The sequence below is a fragment of the Gelidibacter salicanalis genome, assembly GCF_016469035.1.
In the GTDB taxonomy this organism is placed as follows: Bacteria; Bacteroidota; Bacteroidia; order Flavobacteriales; family Flavobacteriaceae; genus Gelidibacter; species Gelidibacter salicanalis_A.
In genome coordinates, this window is sequence record NZ_JAEHJZ010000011.1 from 1 (window position 1) to 21,242 (window position 21,242).

Here is a 21,242-nt window from a genome sequence, read left to right on the forward strand (position 1 = left end):
AATATATCTTTTGGCTCCTCGCTTTTTAATCTTTTTCTCTAAAGTTAGTGCTTCGGATCTATTGTCTACCTTTTGAGTAAAAACCAAGTTTCACGGTGCGCCAGTTTTAGTTGATGGAACCAAACTTTTGTTGAGTCTTATAAATCTCTTTTCGATATCATCCGTTTGACCGACATAATATCTTGAACGTTTTTGGCTATACAATATGTAAACCGTATAATCCATAATTTTCAGTTTGGGTGGTCACGCCTCAAGCGTGACGACCTCCGCGTCCCACACACGGCGCGATAACTTCCGGAGACCTGTCACGCCTTAGCGTGATACACCCCGAATGGTTATCAATAAAATTGCGGAGAGACGGGGATTCGAACCCCGGGTACCCGCAAGGGTACGCTTGTTTAGCAAACAAGTCCTTTCGGCCACTCAGGCACCTCTCCTATTGTGTTAAAGAACATCCTTAAATGCGGATGCAAATGTAGCCCTTCATTTCAAACAACGCAACTATTTTTTAAAAATTTTACTGTAATTTTTTTATTCCGGATATTCTATCCTGAGATGGAAGATGTTAGCTAATTTATTTTTTAATATTTTCTTTATGGATTCGATCTCTTTGAAGGTGATATTCGCATTTAAAAACTGCCCGTCTTCCATTTGCTTGTTAATAATATTCTCAACAAAATCGTTTATTTTTGTCGAAGAAGGGTTTTTTAAGCTTTTTGAAGCTGCCTCTACACTATCACACATCATTAAAATTGCAGTTTCTTTACTGAACGGTTTTGGACCTGGATACCTGAAATCAGCAGCATCTGTGGCATCATCCATTTCTTTCTCCTTCATATAAAAATAATACACTAGGCTTGTGCCGTGATGTGTCCTTATAAAATCGATCACCCGATCAGGTAAATTGTTCTTTTTAGCGATCTCGATCCCGTCCAACACATGTGAAAAAATAATGGTGGCACTTTCCTGAGCAGACAGTTCATCGTGCGGATTTATCCCTGTTGATTGATTTTCTGTAAAGTAAGTCGGGTTTTTCATTTTTCCAATATCATGATACAGGGCTCCTACCCTGACCAACATGGCATTTGCTCCAATTTCATTGGCTGATGCTTCCGCTAAATTGGCGACATTTAAGCTGTGGTGGAATGTGCCGGGTGCCTTATTGGACATTTCCTTTAAAAGCTTAGCATTGGTATCTGAAAGCTCTAATAGTGACACGTCCGACACCAATCCGAAGAGTTTTTCGTAAATATAAATGAGCGGTTGCACAAACAGTGTGGCCAACCCACATAAAATAAACATGCCGAACGGTTCAAAAGTCAGATCAATGATGCTGCCTTCGTGAATCACGAAAAAAGCAAAATAGGTAATGATATAAATTAGGGTAATCTGCCCTACTGAAATAAAGAGATTGGCACGTTTATACAATTCTGAAACGGTGAGTATGGTGACGATTCCTGCAATAATCTGCAAAAACATATATTCATAACTATTGGGTACAATAAAACCCAATAACAGCACGGTCAAAACGTGTGAAAACAGGCCCAATCGGGCATCAAAAAACGCCTTCAATACTAATGGTAGTACAGCCAGAGGTACCACATACACATACTTGGCATTGTAGTTAACAATAAGTGTTGTGAGTAAGACCATTAAAAGAATATTGAAAAATATAAAAGTCACTTTGGTGTTGTCTAAAAAGACATCTATCCTATATTTTCTTAAAAACAGAAGCAGCATTAATAGCGTCAAGGCCACTAAAATTGAATAGGAAATAACCACCCAAGTGTAGTTGGACGAATTCCAAACTTGCGATTCATATTCTGATTCCAGAGATTTTAAAACATCATATTTATGGCCTTCCACCAATTCACCTTTAGAAATGATAAGGGTTTCACGTTCTATATTTCCGCGAGTTCCTGATATTTTATCAAGTTCTTCCTGTAATGCATTTTGTGTTATGGATTTATTGACCTTTAAATTGGGCTCAATTAAATCGAAAAAGAGAGATACAAAAACAGCACTAAAATTAGAGTCGTTTTTATCTTCCAATTGCTTCTCCAGGAGTTTTCTAAACGCATCAATTTTAGAAAGTTCAGAATAGGTAGTTGAAGCTATTTGGTTTTGTCCATTCAACAAAATGACGTTTTTGTCGTTAGGATAATTATAATCTTCCTCTAAAACACCGTTCTTATAGATTTCATCCAATACAAGTTTACCTATCCTATAAAGCTCCGTCTTTTTCCGACCAAGAGAATCGTCAAAGGTGGCATTAAACTTTTTGTTGTAATCTTCATATACAAAATCCTTGACTTCTTCTATGAGATCAAAATAAACCGCACTGTTTTCTACAATGGCCGATTTTTCCTTCTCTAATTCTTCTGGTGATTTTTGAATGGCAAAATCAAATGGCGCATAGAGGTTTTCAGATTGCCACGGTTTATTTTTATCAAAATTATATTTGAATTTGCCACTTTTAGGAAAGAGATAGACAATTAAAAAAGTAGTTCCTATAAAAAGGAGAATTTTGTAAATAAGTGCATGATTCTTGTACCACTTGTTAATAATGTTTTTCATCAAAGTCGTCTCAATTGTCCTTCAAAAGTAATAAAATATTAAAGGATTTGTGGCTTTAACGTGAGGTTTCATTCAGAAATCAATTAAAAAATGTTTAATTTTGCGTTAATCAAATCAAAACCCATTTAAAATGAGTAAAGAAGTCGTTATTGTAGCAGCAGCAAGAACTCCAATAGGCAGTTTTTTAGGAGCCTTATCTACAGTTACAGCGCCAAGATTAGGGGCCGTTGCCATAAAAGGGGCATTGGATAAAATCAACCTAAACCCTGACTTGGTACAAGAAGTGATTATGGGTAATGTGGTACAGGCAGGAACAGGACAAGCCCCTGCACGTCAGGCAGCTATTTATGCTGGCATTCCTGATACCGTACCCTGTACTACTATAAATAAAGTATGTGCCTCTGGCATGAAAGCGGTTATGCAAGCTGCCCAAGCAATTGCCTTGGGAGATGCTGACATTATTGTTGCCGGTGGTATGGAAAACATGAGTTTAATTCCGCATTATTTGCACGCCAGAACTGGAACGAAATTTGGCCCAGCCACTTTAATTGATGGCATGCAAAAAGACGGTTTGGTAGATGCATATGATGAAAATGCCATGGGTGTTTGTGCAGATGCATGTGCTACAGAATATAAATTTAGCAGAGAAGATCAGGATGCGTATGCCGTTCAATCTTATGAGCGCTCTTCAGCCGCTTGGGATGCAGGAAAATTTGATAATGAAGTGGTGCCTGTTGAAGTTCCTCAACGTCGTGGCGATGCTGTAGTGGTATCAAAAGACGAGGAATATACCAATGTGAAGATGGATAAAATTCCGTCGTTGAGACCTGCCTTTTCAAAAGATGGTACGGTAACGGCTGCGAACGCTTCAACAATTAATGATGGCGCTGGAGCTGTTGTTTTAATGAGTAGAGAAAAAGCTGACGAACTTGGATTGAAACCGTTGGCAACCATTAGAGGTTATGCTGATGCAGCACAAGAACCAAAATGGTTTACGACTGCCCCTGCCAAAGCATTACCAAAAGCATTGGATAAAGCTGGGATTTCAATAGATGCTATTGATTTTTTTGAATTCAACGAAGCTTTTGCTGTGGTTGGGTTAGCAAATATGAAACTCTTAGGTCTTAATGATAGTAATGTAAACGTTAATGGAGGTGCTGTTTCTTTAGGCCATCCATTAGGTTGCTCTGGGGTGAGAATTATTATAACATTGTTGAATGTTTTAGAACAAAATAATGCTAAGCTTGGAGCCGCAGCCATTTGTAATGGTGGTGGTGGTGCTTCAGCCATTGTAATTGAACGTTCTTAAAAAAGACCGATTTGTATTGGGTCACCTTTTCATACAACATTTTATAATTTAAGATTGTTGGGTATTTAGGCTCCAATAATTCATAAAAATAGTCTATAGACCATTTCACCTTTATGCCATACGGAATTGCCAATTTAAGCATCGTCCCTTTAAGAATTGAACCTTCTGATACTACTGAGCTGTTGTCTCAAGTACTTTATGGTGAGATTTTTAAAGTTGTTGAACGTCGAAAAAAATGGAGTAAAATCAGGTTGACGTCTGATCAATTTGAAGGTTGGATTGACAATACCCAGTACTTAGAAATTTCTGAATCTGATTATGAGTCCTTGGTGGATTTGCCAACTAGGAATTCGGCAGATTTACTTGAATTTGTTCAGGATACGAAAAACCAATTGATTACAATTCCGTTAGGATCTTCCTTGGCGCCGCTCGAATTTTTGAATCATTCTTTTGACGGTCACACCATAGATGGTGTCCAGCCAAAATCAAATATTATAGACACGGCGTTTCTGTATCGCAACGCGCCTTACTTATGGGGTGGAAAAACACCTTTTGGTATTGATGCTTCAGGTTTTACGCAGATGGTTTATAAACTTAACGGCTATACCTTATCTCGTGCTGTGGCACAACAAGCCAAACAAGGCGAAGCTTTAAGCTTTATAGAAGAAAGCGAGGTTGGTGATTTGGCGTTTTTTGACGATAACGAAGGCCAGATTATTCATGTTGGCATTATCATGCCAGACAATTATATTATACATGCCTACGGCAAAGTGCGTATTGACCGATTGGACCATTCTGGTATTTATAATGTAGATACCAATATGCACACCCATAAGCTGAGGGTCATTAAAAAAATCATATAAAAAAAAGGCTATCTCTGTGAGATAGCCTTTTTAAATTACACTTGTTAGCGTCTTATTGACCGCCTTCTAAAGCTTCCACTTTAGCTTTCATTTCTTTCATCTTTTCGGTTTCACCCAAAGCACTGTAAATGTTTACCAACGTTTTAGCAGCTTGTAAATCTGTCGGTCTTAATTTAAGTGTTGTTTCCAAATACGGAATCGCATCTGCATACAGTTTCGATCTTTGTTCCTTTAACTGATCGTATTTCTTATTGTCAGCAGCAGAACTTCCAAGCGCATTCATTTCTTCAATAAGTGCTTGTTCTTGGCTCAATATTAAAACCGCCATGTTATTATGAACGTCTGTATAATCTGGTTTAAGCTGCAATGCTTTTTCATAGTATCCTTTTGCAGCTTCAGCATCTCCACCTTCAGCGGAAACAATTCCTAAGTTGAACAACAATTCTGGATTGTTCGGATCGCTCACTAAAGCCTCTTCAATAAGACTTTTAAACGCTTCCTTGTTGCCCATTTGCAATTGCATATTAGCTTCAGAAATAATTAATGTAGTATCATCCGGATTCGCTTTTCTTGCTTCCTGCATGGCAGCAATAGCTTTCTCATTATCACCATTACTCATGTAGATCAATGCGATATTTTTAACAATCTCTGCCTGCTTAGACTCTGTCAGTTTCGTAGAAGGTTTGATGTGAGTTCCAGCTTTTACTGAAATGTCCATCAAGCTCTTTGAAGGAAATGATTCCTCTTCACTAGTTTCTTTGTTAATGGCAACATAATCTGTTTCAATACCTACGTATCCCAAATCTTTAAGTTCTTCGTAGTATTTTAACGCATTGTCATAATCTTCACCATTTACAGCTGTTGCAGCTGCATAATAAAGATACAAGGTGTCTTTGGTTGACATTCTGTAAGCTTTATCAAATCCGCTAGATGATGCCGCATAGTTCTTTTTTTCTAAAGCAGCGTTTGCGTTAGTTAAAAACGAAGACAACATTTGTTCTTTGATGTCCTGAACATCCTGAGCGTATTTACCATTGCTGCCTTCTACTTTTTCTACCATATTAAGACTTTCCATAGCGGCATCCATGTCAGCACTTGATCCTGTACCGTTAGCATAAAGCGCCTGTCCTTTTAAAAAGTAAAAGTTAGCTTTCATTTTATCGTCGGCATTGGCAATTAGTGCTTCTGCAGCGTTTATTGCAGATTTAGCTTCTGCATAATTACTTTTCTTTATTGCTTTTTCAGCATCTTTTAGCTCGCTCTTTTGTGCAAAAGTGAAAGAACCTACTAAAAGTGCGAAAGCGATCGTGACTTCTTTTTTCATTTTTAGTTATTTAAATATTAAGGATTAATTATTGATTATTGATTTTCGTTTTCTGTATTATCAAGAGTTGTGCCATTGTTGTTAGTGTCCTCACTATCAGTAGCATCATTGTCAACAGCATCGTTTAAGGCTTCTTCAATTAATGGATCCTCTTCATCTTTCATCACTTTAGCCACCGCGGCTATAGAGTCATTTCCTTTCAAATTAATCAATTTCACACCTTGTGTAGCACGCCCCATAACCCGAAGGTTTTCCACAGCCATACGAATAGCAATACCTGATTTATTAATAATCATTAAATCACTATCATCACTGACAGATTTGATGGCCACAAGACTTCCTGTTTTTTCAGTAATAGAAATGGTTTTGACACCTTTTCCTCCTCTGTTTGTAATTCTATACACTGCTTCACCATCTTCTGGATCGTCAATATAAGTACGTTTACCATAGCCATTTTCAGAGACAACCAATACGGATTCTTCCAACGGATTTTCAATAGTCACCATGCCGATCACTTCATCTTTAGGATGGGCTAGAGTTATTCCTCTAACACCTGAAGCATTTCTACCCATTGGGCGTGTTTTTGCTTCTTCAAAACGAATGGCTTTACCAGATTTAAGCGCCAACATCACCTGACTGTTTCCAGTAGTTAATTTTGCTTCCAATAAAATATCGTCCTCCTTAATAGTAATGGCGTTAATACCATTAGTTCTTGGACGGGAATATTGCTCTAAAGAGGTTTTTTTAACTTGACCATTTTTAGTTGCCATAATGACATAATGGCTGTTAATGTACTCTTCATTCTTAAGATCTTGCGTACAAATAAACGCTTTTACCTTGTCATCTTGTTCAATGTTGATCAAGTTTTGGATGGCTCTACCTTTAGATGTTTTACTGCCTTCTGGAATTTCATACACGCGCATCCAGAAACATTTTCCTTTTTGGGTGAAGAATAACATGTATTGATGGTTGGTGCCTACAAATAAATGTTCTAAGAAATCTTCATTACGTGTGGTTGATGCTTTTTGTCCTACCCCACCTCTATTTTGAGTTTTGTATTCGGTCAATGACGTACGCTTAATGTAACCTGCATGAGAAATTGTAATGACAACCTGCTCATCAGGAATCATATCCTCAATACTTAAATCGCCACCTGAGTATTCAATTACAGAACGACGCTCATCACCATACTTATCTTTTACCACAGCCAACTCATCTTTGATGATTTGCATACGACGTTCTTTTCTTTCAAGAATATCCTTCAAATCTTCAATGGTTTTCATTAACTCTTCGTATTCAGAACGCAATTTGTCTTGCTCCAGTCCGGTCAATTGACGCAAACGCATCTCAACAATAGCTTTGGCCTGAATTTCAGAAAGCTCAAAACGTGTGATCAATTTTTCACGAGCTTCATCTGCATTAGAAGAGGCACGGATTAAGGCAATTACTTCATCAATATTATCTGAGGCAATAATTAAACCTTCTAAAATATGGGCACGCTCTTCTGCTTTGCGAAGTTCATAAACCGTTCTTCTGACCACAACCTCATGTCTATGCTCCACAAAGTGATGGATCATCTCTTTCAAATTCAACAATTGCGGACGGCCATTAACCAAGGCAATGTTATTGACGCTAAAAGACGACTGTAATGCTGTGTATTTGTAAAGCGTATTCAATACAATATTAGGAATGGCATCACGCTTCAACACATAAACGATACGCATACCGTTTCTGTCTGATTCATCACGAATCATTGAAATGCCATCTATTTTCTTCTCATTGACCAAATCAGCCGTTTTCTTGATCATGTCGGCTTTATTGACCTGGTAAGGAATTTCAGTCACAATAATGGACTCTTTCCCTTGCACCTCTTCAATAGTCGCTTTTCCTCTCATCACAACTCTGCCACGACCAGTTTTAAAGGCTTCAATAACCCCATCATAACCATAGATGGTTCCTCCTGTAGGGAAATCAGGCGCTTTTATATGCGTAATCAATTCATCGATTTCAATATCGTGATTGTCAATATAAGCAATGATACCATCTACAACTTCACTTAAATTGTGCGGCGGCATATTGGTAGCCATTCCTACTGCAATACCGGACGCACCGTTGACCAAGAGTCCAGGAATACGTGTTGGTAATACTGTTGGTTCTTGTAAGGTATCATCAAAGTTAAGTTTATGATCTACAGTTTCTTTATCGATATCTGCCAACATGTCCTCAGAAATCTTGCGCATACGTGCTTCTGTATAACGCATTGCTGCCGGACTATCACCATCAACTGAACCAAAATTCCCCTGACCATCAACTAACATGTAACGTAAACTCCATTCTTGGGCCATACGTACCATCGCATCATAAACGGAGGTGTCTCCGTGGGGATGGAATTTACCCAAGACCTCACCAACAATTCTAGCTGATTTTTTATGAGCTGTGTTAGATCTTACACCAAGTTCATGCATGCCAAAAAGCACACGTCGGTGCACAGGTTTTAGTCCATCTCTAACATCCGGTAACGCACGTGACACAATGACCGACATTGAATAATCAATGTAAGCCGATTTCATTTCATCTTCAATGTTGATAGGAATCAATTTTTCTCCTTCTGCCATATATAAATTAATTAGATTTTTTGTAGGTTTTCAAATCGTGCTAAGATAACCATTTTGTGAGTTGCAATGCCACTTTAATGATGATTTTTTGGTGATTTTTATTAACAATTCGGTATCTTTTTTATTTGATAAGTATCTGGTCAATTCTTTTGAAATTGTGAAGTTTTTTTTGTCACTTAGCAACTATAAAACATTTAAGGAATAGTTTTTGCCCTAATACAGTTGTTTTTACTATTTTTAATGCAGAAAGGATTTTACTATGGATGATAATTTTTCCCCAAGAGTCAAAGATGTTATAGCCTACAGCAAGGAAGAAGCTTTAAGGTTGGGACATGATTTTATTGGAACAGAACATTTAATGCTAGGATTGCTAAGAGATGGCAATGGCAAAGCTATTGATATATTAAGTGCGCTAGAAATTGATTTAAACCATTTACGACGTAAAGTGGAAATCTTAAGTCCGGCAAACCTTAGCAATACCGCAACCTCAAATGAAAAGAAAAACTTGCATCTCACCAGGCAAGCAGAGCGTGCATTGAAAACAACGTTTTTAGAAGCAAAGTTATTTCAGAGCACCGCTATCAATACAGCACACCTGTTGTTGTGCATTTTAAGAAATGAAAATGATCCTACTACCAAACTTTTAAATAAGCTTAAGGTGGATTATGATAACGTAAAAGAACAATTCAAATCTATGATAACTAACAATGATGACTATACCGAAACTCCTAAGGCAGAATCGTTTTCTGATGATGACATGAATGAAGAGGATGGAACAAAGCAAAATCCGTTCAGTCAATCCACCGCTAAAGGTGCTAAGAAATCAAAAACACCTGTTCTAGATAATTTTGGTCGTGATTTAACGGTTATGGCCGAAGAAGGAAAGCTCGACCCTGTTGTGGGTAGAGAGAAGGAAATACAACGTGTCTCACAAATTTTGAGTAGACGTAAAAAGAATAACCCATTGCTTATTGGAGAACCCGGTGTTGGTAAATCGGCCATTGCCGAAGGTTTAGCACTTAGGATCATCAAACGTAAAGTGTCCAGAATCCTTTTTAACAAACGGGTGGTCACTTTGGATTTGGCAAGTTTAGTTGCCGGTACCAAATACAGAGGACAGTTTGAAGAGCGTATGAAAGCCGTTATGAATGAGTTGGAAAAGAATGATGATATTATTCTTTTTATTGACGAGATCCATACCATTGTTGGAGCCGGTGGTGCTACAGGAAGTTTGGATGCGTCCAACATGTTCAAACCTGCTTTAGCCAGAGGCGAAATTCAATGTATTGGTGCCACCACCTTGGATGAGTACAGACAATATATTGAGAAAGACGGAGCTTTAGAGCGTCGTTTCCAAAAAGTAATTGTAGAACCTACTACGGTAGAGGAAACCATTCAGATTTTGGAAAACATCAAAGAAAAATATGAAGAACATCATAATGTGCGCTACACCCCAGAAGCTATTGAGGCTTGTGTAAAGTTGACCAATAGGTATATGACGGAGCGTTTTTTGCCAGACAAAGCTATTGACGCACTAGATGAAGCGGGCTCAAGAGTCCACATCACCAATATTAACGTGCCTAAACAAATTCTAGAGCTCGAAAAGCAGTTAGAAGAGGTTAAGGAAACCAAAAACACCGTAGTTAAGAAGCAGAAATATGAAGAAGCTGCCAAATTGCGAGATGATGAAAAACGTTTAGAAAAAGAACTGGCCACCGCTCAAGAAAAATGGGAAGAAGAAACCAAACTTCATAAGGAGGTAGTTACTGAAGACAACGTTGCTGATGTGGTGTCCATGATGACTGGGATTCCCGTTAATCGAATTGCACAGACCGAAAGTAATAAACTGGCTAAATTACCAGACCTCATTAAAGGAAAAGTTATTGGCCAAGATGAAGCGGTTGCTAAGGTGGTTAAAGCTATTCAGCGTAATCGTGCGGGACTTAAAGATCCTAATAAGCCAATTGGGTCGTTTATCTTTTTGGGTCAAACGGGAGTTGGTAAAACGCAGTTGGCCAAAGTGTTGGCTAGACAGCTTTTTGATAGCGATGATGCCCTGATCAGGATTGACATGAGCGAATACATGGAGAAATTTGCCATTTCAAGGCTTGTAGGGGCTCCTCCAGGATATGTAGGTTATGAAGAAGGCGGACAATTGACCGAAAAGATCAGACGAAAGCCATATGCTGTTTTGTTGTTGGATGAGATTGAAAAAGCACATCCGGATGTCTTTAACATGTTGTTGCAGGTTTTGGATGATGGGTATTTAACAGACAGTCTCGGACGTAAGATTGATTTTAGAAACACGATAATCATCATGACCTCCAATATTGGGGCTCGTAAATTGAAAGATTTTGGGCAAGGTGTTGGGTTTGGAACGGCTGCAAAGGTGGCACAAGCAAGCGACAATTCTAGAAGTATTATTGAAAATGCTCTTAAAAAAGCATTTGCTCCTGAGTTTTTAAACCGTATTGATGATGTGATGGTGTTTAATGCTTTAGAAAAAGAAGATATTGATAAGATTATTGACATTGAATTGGAGCAATTGATCCTTCGTATTAAAGATTTAGGATACGAACTTAAGCTGACCTCGGCAGCTAAGGATTATATCGCTGAAAAAGGATTCGATAAGCAATATGGTGCCCGTCCTTTAAAACGTGCTATCCAGAAATATGTTGAAGACACTTTGGCCGAAGAAATCATTACCGCCCACATTAATGAAGGCGATACGATTACCATGGACTTAGACTCTAAAACAAATGAATTGGTCATTTCAATTGTAAAACCAGAAAAAGAGACGAAATCTTAAAAGATTTCAATACTCCAAAGAAGAAAGCATCTGTAATTTTATATAGATGCTTTTTTTTGTTTAGAATTAGTTATTTTCTAACTTTAAATATGATTGATCATTTAAAATTCGATTTTTGCGATATTGAAATTTATGTGGGCTATGTTATTGTAACAATCAATGAGGGTGTTACGGTGTTGCCCAAACACAATATTGTGCTTATAAATGTGGTGGACACCTATTTTCGTAATAAAGAATTTGTGTATATCACCCACCGCGTCAATTCTTACGCTGTAGATCCATCCACCTATTTTAAAACCTCGAAAATCAAAAACCTCAGAGCTTTCGTGGTTGTTTCCAAAGATTTTAAGGCCAAGGCCAATGCAGAGGTTGAAATGCTATTTTTCAGTAAACCTTTTAAAATCTTTGACGATTTAGAAGAGGCTACGCAATGGGCGGAAGCCACTATTCATGCTTAATTCAATATGAAATTTCAGCATTTTTTAGGTTATCGAACGGTTCTCGATACAATTTTTTCGTTCCTCAAAAATCACTCGAACTGACAATTGCGATAAACCTTTGTCAATTCGAGTGGATTTCACGATTGTAATGAGTGGAATCTGTATCGAGAATCTATCTCGATTATTGAACGGTTCTCGATACAATTTTTTCGTCCCTCAAAAATCACTCGAACTGACATTGCTTAATAGTTGTCAATTCGAGTGAATTCTACGATTGCAATGAGTGGAATTTGTACCGAGAATCTATCTCAATTATTGCATGGTTCTCGATACGATTTTTTTCGTTCCTCAAAAATCACTCGAACTGACAATTGCGATAAACCTTTGTCAATTCGAGTGGATTCTACGATTGCAATGAGTGAAATTTGTATCGAGAATCTATCTAAGTTATAACACGGTTGTCGATTCGATTTTTTCGTCCTTCAAAAATTACTCGAACTGACATTGCTTAATAGTTGTCAATTCGAGTGAATTCTACGATTGCAATGAGTGGAATTTGTACCGAGAATCTATCTCAATTATTGCATGGTTCTCGATACGATTTTCTCGTCCCTCAAAAATCACTCGAACTGACCTTGCTTGCGTAAAAGATTAATCAAACAGCAACTCATTTTCTATTGAAAAGTCAGTGATAAACTGCACCGATTTCTGCATAAGCTCATGAAATATTAAATCTTGAGTCACAAATTGCACTTCGCTTTGGTAACTATTTAAAAATGCTTCTATTAATGGTGACGACGTTGTCGGTTTTCTAAAGGTAATGGCCTGTGAAGCATTCAACAATTCAATTGCTAAAATCTTTTCTACATTATATACTAAGGTATACGCTTGAGTTGCAGCATTAGCACCCATACTGACATGATCTTCCTGACCGTTTGAGGACACAATAGAATCTACACTAGCAGGCGTTGCCAATTGTTTGTTTGCGCTAACAATACTAGCGGCAGTGTATTGCGGAATCATAAATCCGGAATTTAACCCAGGATTATCCACTAAGAATGTTGGTAATCCGCGTAAGCCAGAAATTAATTGATAGATACGTCTTTCGGAAATGTTTCCAAGTTCTGCCATGGCAATCTTTAAATAATCTAGAGCTAAGGCTAATGGCTGCCCGTGGAAATTACCGCCAGAAATAATTTCATTCTCACCAATAAAGATATTTGGATTATCAGTTACAGAATTGATTTCGGTCTTTATGGTTTTATGGATAAATTCCAAAGTATCCTTAGTAGCCCCATGTACTTGTGGAATGCATCTAAATGAATACGGATCTTGAACATGTTGTTTTTGTTGAGAAATCAACTGACTTCCCTCCAAAAACTCCCGAACACGTTGCGCCGTTTTTAATTGCCCATTATGAGGGCGGACCAAATGCACCAATTCATTAAATGGCTCAATTCTACCATCAAAAGCATCTAGAGAAATACTGCCAATTAAGTCGGCCAGATAAGAGAGCTTATAAGATTTCAGGAGTAAATGCACGCCATATGCACTCATAAACTGCGTTCCGTTTAATAGGGCTAAGCCTTCTTTGGATAATAAGATTATTGGCTTCCAATCAAACTGCTCCAAAACCTCTGTAGCCGGCTTTACTTTTCCATCGTGAAACACATCTCCCTTACCTATCAGCGGCAATGCCAAATGTGCCAAGGGCGCAAGATCTCCAGAAGCGCCTAAAGAGCCTTGGGTAAAAATAATAGGTAGAACGTCATTGTTATAAAAATCGATCAGACGTTGCACAGTATCTAATTGGACACCACTATGCCCATAATTTAACGATTGGATTTTTAGCAATAACATCAGTTTGACAATGATATTTGGTACCTGTTCTCCCATCCCACAGGCATGGGACATGACCAGGTTTTCTTGCAATTGGGTTAAGTTGTCCTTAGAGATTTTTACATTATATAGCGATCCAAATCCAGTATTAATACCATAAATAGGTTCGTCCTGCTCAAGCATTCGGTTGTTGAGATAGTCCCTACATTTGTTGATGTTAGAAATGGACCCCTCTGAAAGCTCAATTTTTTTATCGTAAAAAAGAATATCGCTGATTTCAGACAATTCTAAAGTCTTTGAAGATATAGTGTGTACTAAATTCATTATTATCATTTCTAGACCCAAAAATCAACAATACATCTGCATTATGCAACAAATGTTAATAATTAATAAAAGATTCTCTTATGTCTCGTCAAACTCTTATTTTTGGCAACTTAAATTGATAACAATGAAAAATATATTTATTCTCTTATGTGCCTTAACTATTGTTTCTTGTAAAGAAGAACCAAAGAATTATGTCACTTTCTCAGGAAAAATCTCAAACAAAACAGGAGATTCTCTTATGTTGAGAAACAGAACGATGATGAAAACTATAGCTTTGGACGCTGACGGGAACTTTTCTGACACCCTTACTATAGATCAACCGGAAGTGTTTGGTTTTTTTAACGGTGCAATTGCTGCGCCAATCTTCTTAAAGAACGGGTTTGACATGACGATGAATGCCGATGGAGAAAACTTTGAAGAAACCTTGGAGTTCTCAGGGTCTGGAGCTGAACACAATAATTTCTTAATTGAACAAATGCGATTAGAGAAAGATTTATTGGATCAGGATAAATTGAGCAGCTTAAGCTCAGAAGGTCTTAAAACTGAAATGGAGAAGATCAGAAAAGAATTATTGGCATTTTATGAGCATGATAAAAATATTGATAGTACGGTGACTAATATGGCCAAGTCAAATTTGAATCCGATGCTTAATATGTTTCAAAACTACTTTGCAGAATCCATTGCCATAAGAGAACAATTTCCCGTTGGCTCTCCTTCTCCAACATTTGAAAATTACGAAAATTTTAAAGGTGGAACAACCTCTTTAAAAGATTTGAAAGGTAAATATGTATATGTTGATGTTTGGGCAACTTGGTGTGGTCCTTGTATCGCGGAAATTCCTTCTTTGAAGAAACTTGAAGCAGACTATGCAGATAAAAATATTCAGTTTGTAAGCATTTCTATTGACGATGCCATGAGAAGTGGTGGTGGAGATTTAGAAGTAGCCAAAACAAAGTGGAAAACCATGATTGAAGATCAGGATTTGGGAGGCATTCAATTGTTTTCAGATAAAAACTGGCAGTCAGATTTTGTGCAAAATTACAATATCAACGGAATTCCGAGATTTATTCTTATCGATCCAAATGGCAATGTGGTTGATGCAAATGCACCGAGACCTTCTAGTAAAAAACTTACAGAATTGTTTGATAGCTTAAGTATCTAATAGTTGTAATTCTTCTAAAAATTTAAGCCGCACGTTATAAGTGCGGCTTTTTTATTTAAGATTTGTTTGCTTCTTCATTATCATTAGTGACTTGTGGCAGTTGTGGTTTTTCAAAAAGATTGAGAAATGCTTTGCCCATATAATCAATAACATGACTTGCCGTCAAACTTTGATACCCATAATCTTCTACGGCAATATCAGCCGATTTCCCATGGAGATACACTCCAAAAATACTGGCTGTTAAGGGTTCATACCCTTGACAGATAAGTCCGGTGATAATTCCTGTAAGCACATCGCCGGTACCGCCAGTTGCCAATCCGGGGTTGCCTGTAGAGTTGACATACAATTTATTTTCAAACACTGTAATAGTATGGGCGCCTTTAATCACAAGAATACTCTTATATTTTTTGGAGAACGCTTTCGCTTTTTTCAGCTTGTCAAAATCATCCTTCCATTTGCCAATAAGTCGTTCCAACTCCTTTGGATGTGGCGTTAAAACGGTTTGTGGTTTTAATAATTTGAGGTCACTCTTGTGTTTTGATAATATATTGAGAGCATCAGCATCTATAACCAATGGTGCTGTATTGCCTTTTAAAAATTCCTGAAGCGCAAGGTGTGTGTCTTTATGGGTACCCATCCCCATGCCAATTGCAATGACAGTAGGTTCTATATCAAATTTGATTGCTGTAATTTTCTCATCGTCTGAATCTGTGATAGTCATCGCTTCAGGAAAAGCCGTTTGCAAAGGGATATAACCACATTTTGGGGTAAATGTAGTTACCAAACCAGAACCCGATGCCAATGCCGCTCTACCTGAAAGCATTACGGCTCCTATTTTGCCATAACTGCCACCAATAATCAAGGCGTGGCCATAAGTTCCTTTGTTCGAAAACTTCTCTCTCGGCTGATAAATGGGAAGCATTTCCAATTTACCCATCAACTCCACTTCAGTTTCTGTTTTTTGCAAAAACTCAGGATCAATGTCTATATCTAACGCTTCCCACTGCATAGTGTATTTTGAGGTTTGAGGAAGGAAAAACACTAGTTTTGGCGATTGAAAACTCAGGGTGTAATCTGCCCAAACCACACCATTTTCATCTTCGGGAACTTTATCTGGGTACAGTCCTGATGGAAGATCAATAGCTAAGGTGAAGGCTTTTGAGGCTCTAAAGTACTGAAAAAGACCCTTTACCCATTCATTGGGCGGCCTGTTTAGCCCAATTCCAAAAACAGCATCTACAATAATGTCGTCGGGACCAATGGCGGGAAAATCAGCTTCACAATTCAACATGATCGGCCATTTTTTAGTGGTTTGTTTGATAAGATCATAATTCACCAAAAAATCTTCGGTCCGTTTGTCACTACAATTAACCACATAAGTATGCACATTATAACCGTAAATGATTAAGTGCCTTGCCACCACTAACCCATCGCCTCCATTATTGCCTATACCGCAAAACACATGAATAGGTACTTGCGCGCCTTGCATCCGCTGATGGACCCAATTGAAGATTTGTATCCCCGCGCGCTCCATTAAGTCAGTAGAACTAATTTTCTGTTTTTTTGCCGTGATTTGATCGCCTTTATAAATTTGTTCCTTTGAGAATATCTTCATTTTAAGAGTCTTTTTTTATGATATATTTAATAATGGGGCTTTTGCCTCCAAAAGTTGATGGTAAATTTTTTTATTAAAGTAAAAATAATACATTTGAAAGGTATAGACCAAGATATGTATACTTTACAACACATTAAAAACGTTTTTAGCATCTTTATTTCTTCTGAAGGCACTACGTCTATTATTAGAATTACCCCTTGGGGTTAATCTTATATTTTATCTCGTCATATCTTTTCCATCTCATGTTATTATTAAATCAGTTATTTTAATCCAACATACAATCCACCATGAACGTATTAAAATTTGGAGGCACATCAGTCGGTTCCTCAGAAAACATAAATAAAGTCATAAAAATTCTAGATAATTATTCGCAAACCGAACCTGTGGTTTGTGTGGTTTCTGCCGTAGGTGGGATTACAGATAAATTGCTAAAAGCGGGAGAATTAGCGCAACAAAAAAACGAAAGTTATCTTTCTGAATTTAAAACAATTAGAACAATTCATCTCAATCTTCTATCTGAACTTATGGCAACTCAAAACGAGTCGGCAAAAGAATATGTGGAGAGCAAATTGGCGAGTTTAAAAAGCTTATTGGATGGCATATATCTTATTAATGAGCTATCTCCAAAAACCAAGGATAAGTTAGTGAGTTTTGGGGAGCTCCTTTCCTCCTATATCATTGCAGAAACCATGAAAAGCCATGGATTAAATGCCGTGCGGAAAAACAGTCAGGATCTCGTAGTAACCAATGCTAATTTTACAAAAGCGGAAGTCAACTATCACATCACCAATACAAACATTCAAGAGTACTTTAAGAATGCAACTCAAAAAATAACCATCCTTCCTGGGTTCATTTCGAAATCGGAATCTGGAGAAATTACTACCCTGGGCAGGGGCGGTTCTGATTTTACCGCAGCCATTGTTGCCGCAGCTCTAAAAGTTAACCGATTGGAAATTTGGACAGATGTGAGCGGCATGTTTACGGCAAATCCTAAACTGGTCAAACAGGCCTACCCTATTGAAAAACTGTCCTATCAGGAAGCGATGGAACTGTCCCATTTTGGCGCAAAAGTACTCTATCCGCCTTCCGTTCAGCCGGTGTTAAATTTAAGTATACCAATTCATATCAAAAACACTACAGACCCAGAAGCACGGGGTACCATCATTACCAATGACAAGAGCAATGGTTTCTCAAAAGCCGCTAAAGGCATTACAAATATTAATAATATTGCGTTGTTAACGCTGCAAGGTCATGGAATGGTAGGTATCCCAGGGTTTTCTAAGCGCTTATTTGAAACATTGGCTCAGGAAAAAATTAATGTGATTTTTATTACCCAAGCATCCTCGGAACACTCCATTTGTTTTGGTATTGATGAAAGTGATTCCAAACTTGCCGCTATGAGCATCAATTTGACATTCGAAAATGAAATCGCTTTAAAAAAGATTGACGCTATTATTGTGGAAAAGGACCTATCCATTGTTGCTCTTGTAGGAGATAACATGAAAAGTCACCAAGGAATCAGCGGTAGAATGTTCAGTGCCTTAGGAAAAAACAATATCAACATTAGAGCCATTGCTCAAGGAGCATCGGAAAAAAACATCTCCACAGTTATTGCACAAAAAGACGTCAAAAAAGCACTCAACACCATACATGAACGCTTTTTTGAGGACCAAACCAAACAGCTGAACGTATATATTACTGGGGTTGGAAATGTGGGCGAACGGCTAGTGGAACAAATCAAACAGCAGCGGAAATATCTTAAAGAACAATTGAAAATCAACTTGAGAATAATTGGATTATCCAATTCTAGAACCATGATTTTTGACGAATCGGGATTGTCTTTAAAAGATTGGAAAGACCAATTGGCGTCAGGAGAGCAAGCCTCTATAGAAGGGTTTTTAGAGCGCAACAAAACCTTCAACTTACGCAACAGTATTTTTGTGGATGTCACTGCAAATGAGGAGGTTTCTGAAATATATGCCGATTATTTAAAAGAAAGCATTGCCGTAGTAGCCTGCAATAAAATAGCCTGTTCTAGTGCGTTCGAAAATTATAGCAACCTCAAAAGACTGTCAGTTAAATACAACGCCCCATATTTATTTGAAACCAATGTTGGTGCAGGATTACCTGTTATTGACACTTTAAATCACTTAATTGCCTCTGGCGATAAAATAACCTCTATTCAAGCGGTGCTTTCAGGAAGTTTAAACTTTGTATTCAACAATTTTGATGACGCAACAAATTTTCACGACGTAGTAAAACAAGCGCAAAAAGAAGGCTATACAGAACCTGACCCACGGATTGATTTAAGTGGTGTAGATGTGGCCCGAAAAATTCTGATCCTCGCTCGAGAAAGTGGCACAGTAATGAATTTGGAAGACATTGAAAACACCTCTTTTCTAACTGAAGAGAATTTAAATAGTGATTCTGTTGAAGATTTCTATCAGACGTTGATTGCTGGTGAAGCACATTTTCAGAAATTATATGCGTCGGCCAAAAAGAACGATTGCCAACTGAAATATGTGGCCGAATTTAATAACGGAAAAGCTAAAGTGGGACTGAGAGAAATTCCGAAAGACCATCCGTTTTATAATTTACAGGGCAAGGATAATATTGTCATGTTTTTTACCCAACGTTATCCAGAACAGCCAATGATTATTAAAGGTGCTGGTGCTGGTGCAGATGTGACGGCCTCGGGGTTGTTTGCGGATATTATTAGGATTGGGAATTAGATTTAAAGTGGCAGTTTTCAGTAGGCAGTAGGCAGCTGATTAGGAGAGATTTGTGACAATTCGTGTCAAAAAAATTAGATTAGGAATTCAAATAGAGTACTTGTGATTAAAAACGAAATAAAAATATTCTCACCGGCAACGGTAGCCAATGTATCCTGCGGATTTGACGTCCTCGGGTTTTGTTTAGACACCATTGGTGACGAGATGATTATCAGAAAGACAAATAAGAAAGGTGTTTTTATAACCAAGATTGAAGGTTTTGATCTCCCTTTTGATGCAGAGAAAAATGTGGCAGGCGTTTCTGCTTTGGCAATGATTGCTGATGCGAAACCCGACTTCGGATTTGAAATTGAAATTTATAAGCGAATTAAACCTGGTAGTGGAATTGGCAGCAGCAGCGCAAGTGCTTCGGGAAGTGTGTTTGCTATTAATGAGCTTTTAGGTAGGCCATACAATAAAACCCAAGTGACTGATTTTGCTATGAAAGGTGAAGCCTTGGCAAGTGGCAGTGAACATGCTGATAATTTAGCACCTGGAATTTTTGGAGGATTTACGCTGGTAAAAAGTTCGTCGCCATTAGAGGTATTACAGTTACCAACGCCAAATGATCTTTATGCAACCATCATCCATCCGCAAATAGAAATTAAAACAGCTGATGCTAGAGCCATCTTGCCCAAGCTATTTCCTTTACAAGATGTTATAACGCAGTCGGCCAATGTGGGGAGTTTTGTGCATGCGTTACACACTAATGACTATGAGCTATTAAAAAGAGCCTTGCAAGATGTGATTGTAGAACCGCATCGAAGCATTTTAATACCTCACTATGCAGAAGTTAAGTCCGCGGCCCTTAATAATGGTGCCTTAGGTGCTGGTATTTCAGGGGCGGGACCTTCTATTTATACATTATCAAAAGGAATTGAGAATGCTAAACGTGTTGAAAAAGCGATGCGTGATGTCTATGCTAATACCATTATTGCGTTTGAAACATATGTTTCTCGGATTAATACCGAAGGCATTAGAGAAATTTAAATTGTGAAGTTGTACCACAGAGGTATACAGAGCAGCACAGAGTTCCACAGAGAATCCGTAAAACATTCGTGAATTCGTGGCAAAAAACAATACATATGAAATTCTAAAATTTTAGTATAGCACTAAATACAATTAAAATCTGTATGACGATTAATACAGAAGGGATTATAATTTTATAAATTAGACCGCTGACAGAAGACAGATGACCGAGGGATGATTGTAGCTAAACTTGCTAATTATGAATAAATTCAAATTTGAAAAGCTTATTATTTGGCAAAAATCCATGGATTTTGGAGAAGATATTAATAGCTTAACAGAAACTTTTCCTGATAAAGAAAAGTATAATTTATCTTCTCAAATACGCAGAGCAGCAGATTCTATTGCTCTAAATATATCAGAGGGAGCGATAGGACAAAGTAATCCTGAGCAAAAGAAATTTATTGGATACGCCATACGTTCATTAGCAGAAGTCGTGACGTGTCTGTATAAATCAAAAAAAAAAAATTATATTAAGAATACTCAGTTCGATGATTTATATGAAAAATCATATGAATTGATGAATATGATGAGTGCATTTAGAAAAAAAATCATTTAATAATAAGGG

General features: G+C 37.7%; 14 protein-coding genes and 1 tRNA gene. 8 read left to right on the plus strand and 7 right to left on the minus strand.

The features are described 5' to 3' along the window. Positions 1-90: 90 nt before the first annotated feature. From JEM65_RS23055 to JEM65_RS06885, 3 genes are all read right to left on the minus strand, one after another. Entirely contained in the window at positions 91-225 is a 135-nt protein-coding gene (locus JEM65_RS23055; protein ID WP_199598214.1) for a GIY-YIG nuclease family protein, read from the minus strand. A 125-nt stretch (positions 226-350) separates the two neighbouring features. Next, a tRNA-Ser gene (locus JEM65_RS06880) sits at positions 351-437 on the minus strand. A gap of 94 nt (positions 438-531) precedes the next feature. Continuing rightward, positions 532-2,577 (minus strand): HD family phosphohydrolase, encoded by a 2,046-nt coding sequence (locus JEM65_RS06885; protein ID WP_199598215.1) that lies wholly within the window; start codon positions 2,575-2,577, stop codon positions 532-534. Positions 2,578-2,707: 130 nt separating this feature from the next. Here JEM65_RS06885 and JEM65_RS06890 point away from each other — a divergent pair, with 130 nt between their 5' ends. After that, a complete protein-coding gene (locus JEM65_RS06890; RefSeq protein ID WP_199598216.1) occupies positions 2,708-3,886 on the plus strand; it encodes an acetyl-CoA C-acyltransferase in 1,179 nt (392 codons plus the stop codon). 113 nt (positions 3,887-3,999) lie between these two features. Further along, positions 4,000-4,749, plus strand: coding sequence for a C40 family peptidase (locus JEM65_RS06895; RefSeq protein ID WP_199598217.1), 750 nt, complete (start codon positions 4,000-4,002; stop codon positions 4,747-4,749). 52 nt (positions 4,750-4,801) lie between these two features. On the opposite strand, the gene JEM65_RS06900 is transcribed toward JEM65_RS06895, so the two are convergent. Next, positions 4,802-6,073, minus strand: coding sequence for a tetratricopeptide repeat protein (locus JEM65_RS06900; RefSeq protein ID WP_199598218.1), 1,272 nt, complete (start codon positions 6,071-6,073; stop codon positions 4,802-4,804). Between the two features lie 35 nt (positions 6,074-6,108). Then, positions 6,109-8,688 (minus strand): DNA gyrase subunit A, encoded by a 2,580-nt coding sequence (gene gyrA / locus JEM65_RS06905; protein ID WP_199598219.1) that lies wholly within the window; start codon positions 8,686-8,688, stop codon positions 6,109-6,111. Positions 8,689-8,947: 259 nt separating this feature from the next. On the opposite strand from gyrA, the gene JEM65_RS06910 reads away from it, so the two are divergent. Further along, positions 8,948-11,497 carry an ATP-dependent Clp protease ATP-binding subunit gene (locus JEM65_RS06910; protein ID WP_199598220.1) on the plus strand — a complete coding sequence of 850 codons (2,550 nt, stop codon included), beginning with the start codon at positions 8,948-8,950 and terminating at the stop codon, positions 11,495-11,497. Between the two features lie 89 nt (positions 11,498-11,586). After that, positions 11,587-11,955: a hypothetical protein gene (locus tag JEM65_RS06915; RefSeq protein ID WP_199598221.1), complete on the plus strand. Its 369-nt coding sequence runs from the start codon at positions 11,587-11,589 to the stop codon at positions 11,953-11,955. A 633-nt stretch (positions 11,956-12,588) separates the two neighbouring features. On the opposite strand, the gene hutH is transcribed toward JEM65_RS06915, so the two are convergent. Continuing rightward, positions 12,589-14,100, minus strand: a complete 1,512-nt coding sequence (gene hutH, locus JEM65_RS06920; protein WP_199598222.1) for a histidine ammonia-lyase — start codon at positions 14,098-14,100, stop codon at positions 12,589-12,591. A gap of 124 nt (positions 14,101-14,224) precedes the next feature. On the opposite strand from hutH, the gene JEM65_RS06925 reads away from it, so the two are divergent. Beyond that, on the plus strand, positions 14,225-15,262 hold the full coding sequence (locus JEM65_RS06925; protein ID WP_199598223.1) for a TlpA disulfide reductase family protein: 1,038 nt from the start codon (positions 14,225-14,227) through the stop codon (positions 15,260-15,262). Between the two features lie 55 nt (positions 15,263-15,317). On the opposite strand, the gene JEM65_RS06930 is transcribed toward JEM65_RS06925, so the two are convergent. After that, a complete protein-coding gene (locus JEM65_RS06930) occupies positions 15,318-16,877 on the minus strand; it encodes an NAD(P)H-hydrate dehydratase (protein WP_199598224.1) in 1,560 nt (519 codons plus the stop codon). Between the two features lie 287 nt (positions 16,878-17,164). On the opposite strand from JEM65_RS06930, the gene thrA reads away from it, so the two are divergent. The 3 genes from thrA (at position 17,165) to JEM65_RS06945 (ending at position 21,233) form a co-directional block, all read left to right on the plus strand. After that, a complete protein-coding gene (thrA, locus tag JEM65_RS06935; protein ID WP_199598225.1) occupies positions 17,165-19,609 on the plus strand; it encodes a bifunctional aspartate kinase/homoserine dehydrogenase I in 2,445 nt (814 codons plus the stop codon). A 105-nt stretch (positions 19,610-19,714) separates the two neighbouring features. Continuing rightward, complete coding sequence (locus tag JEM65_RS06940; protein WP_199598234.1) at positions 19,715-20,638, plus strand: homoserine kinase; 924 nt, start codon at positions 19,715-19,717, stop codon at positions 20,636-20,638. A gap of 238 nt (positions 20,639-20,876) precedes the next feature. Then, positions 20,877-21,233 (plus strand): four helix bundle protein, encoded by a 357-nt coding sequence (locus JEM65_RS06945; RefSeq protein ID WP_199598226.1) that lies wholly within the window; start codon positions 20,877-20,879, stop codon positions 21,231-21,233. Positions 21,234-21,242: the final 9 nt, after the last annotated feature.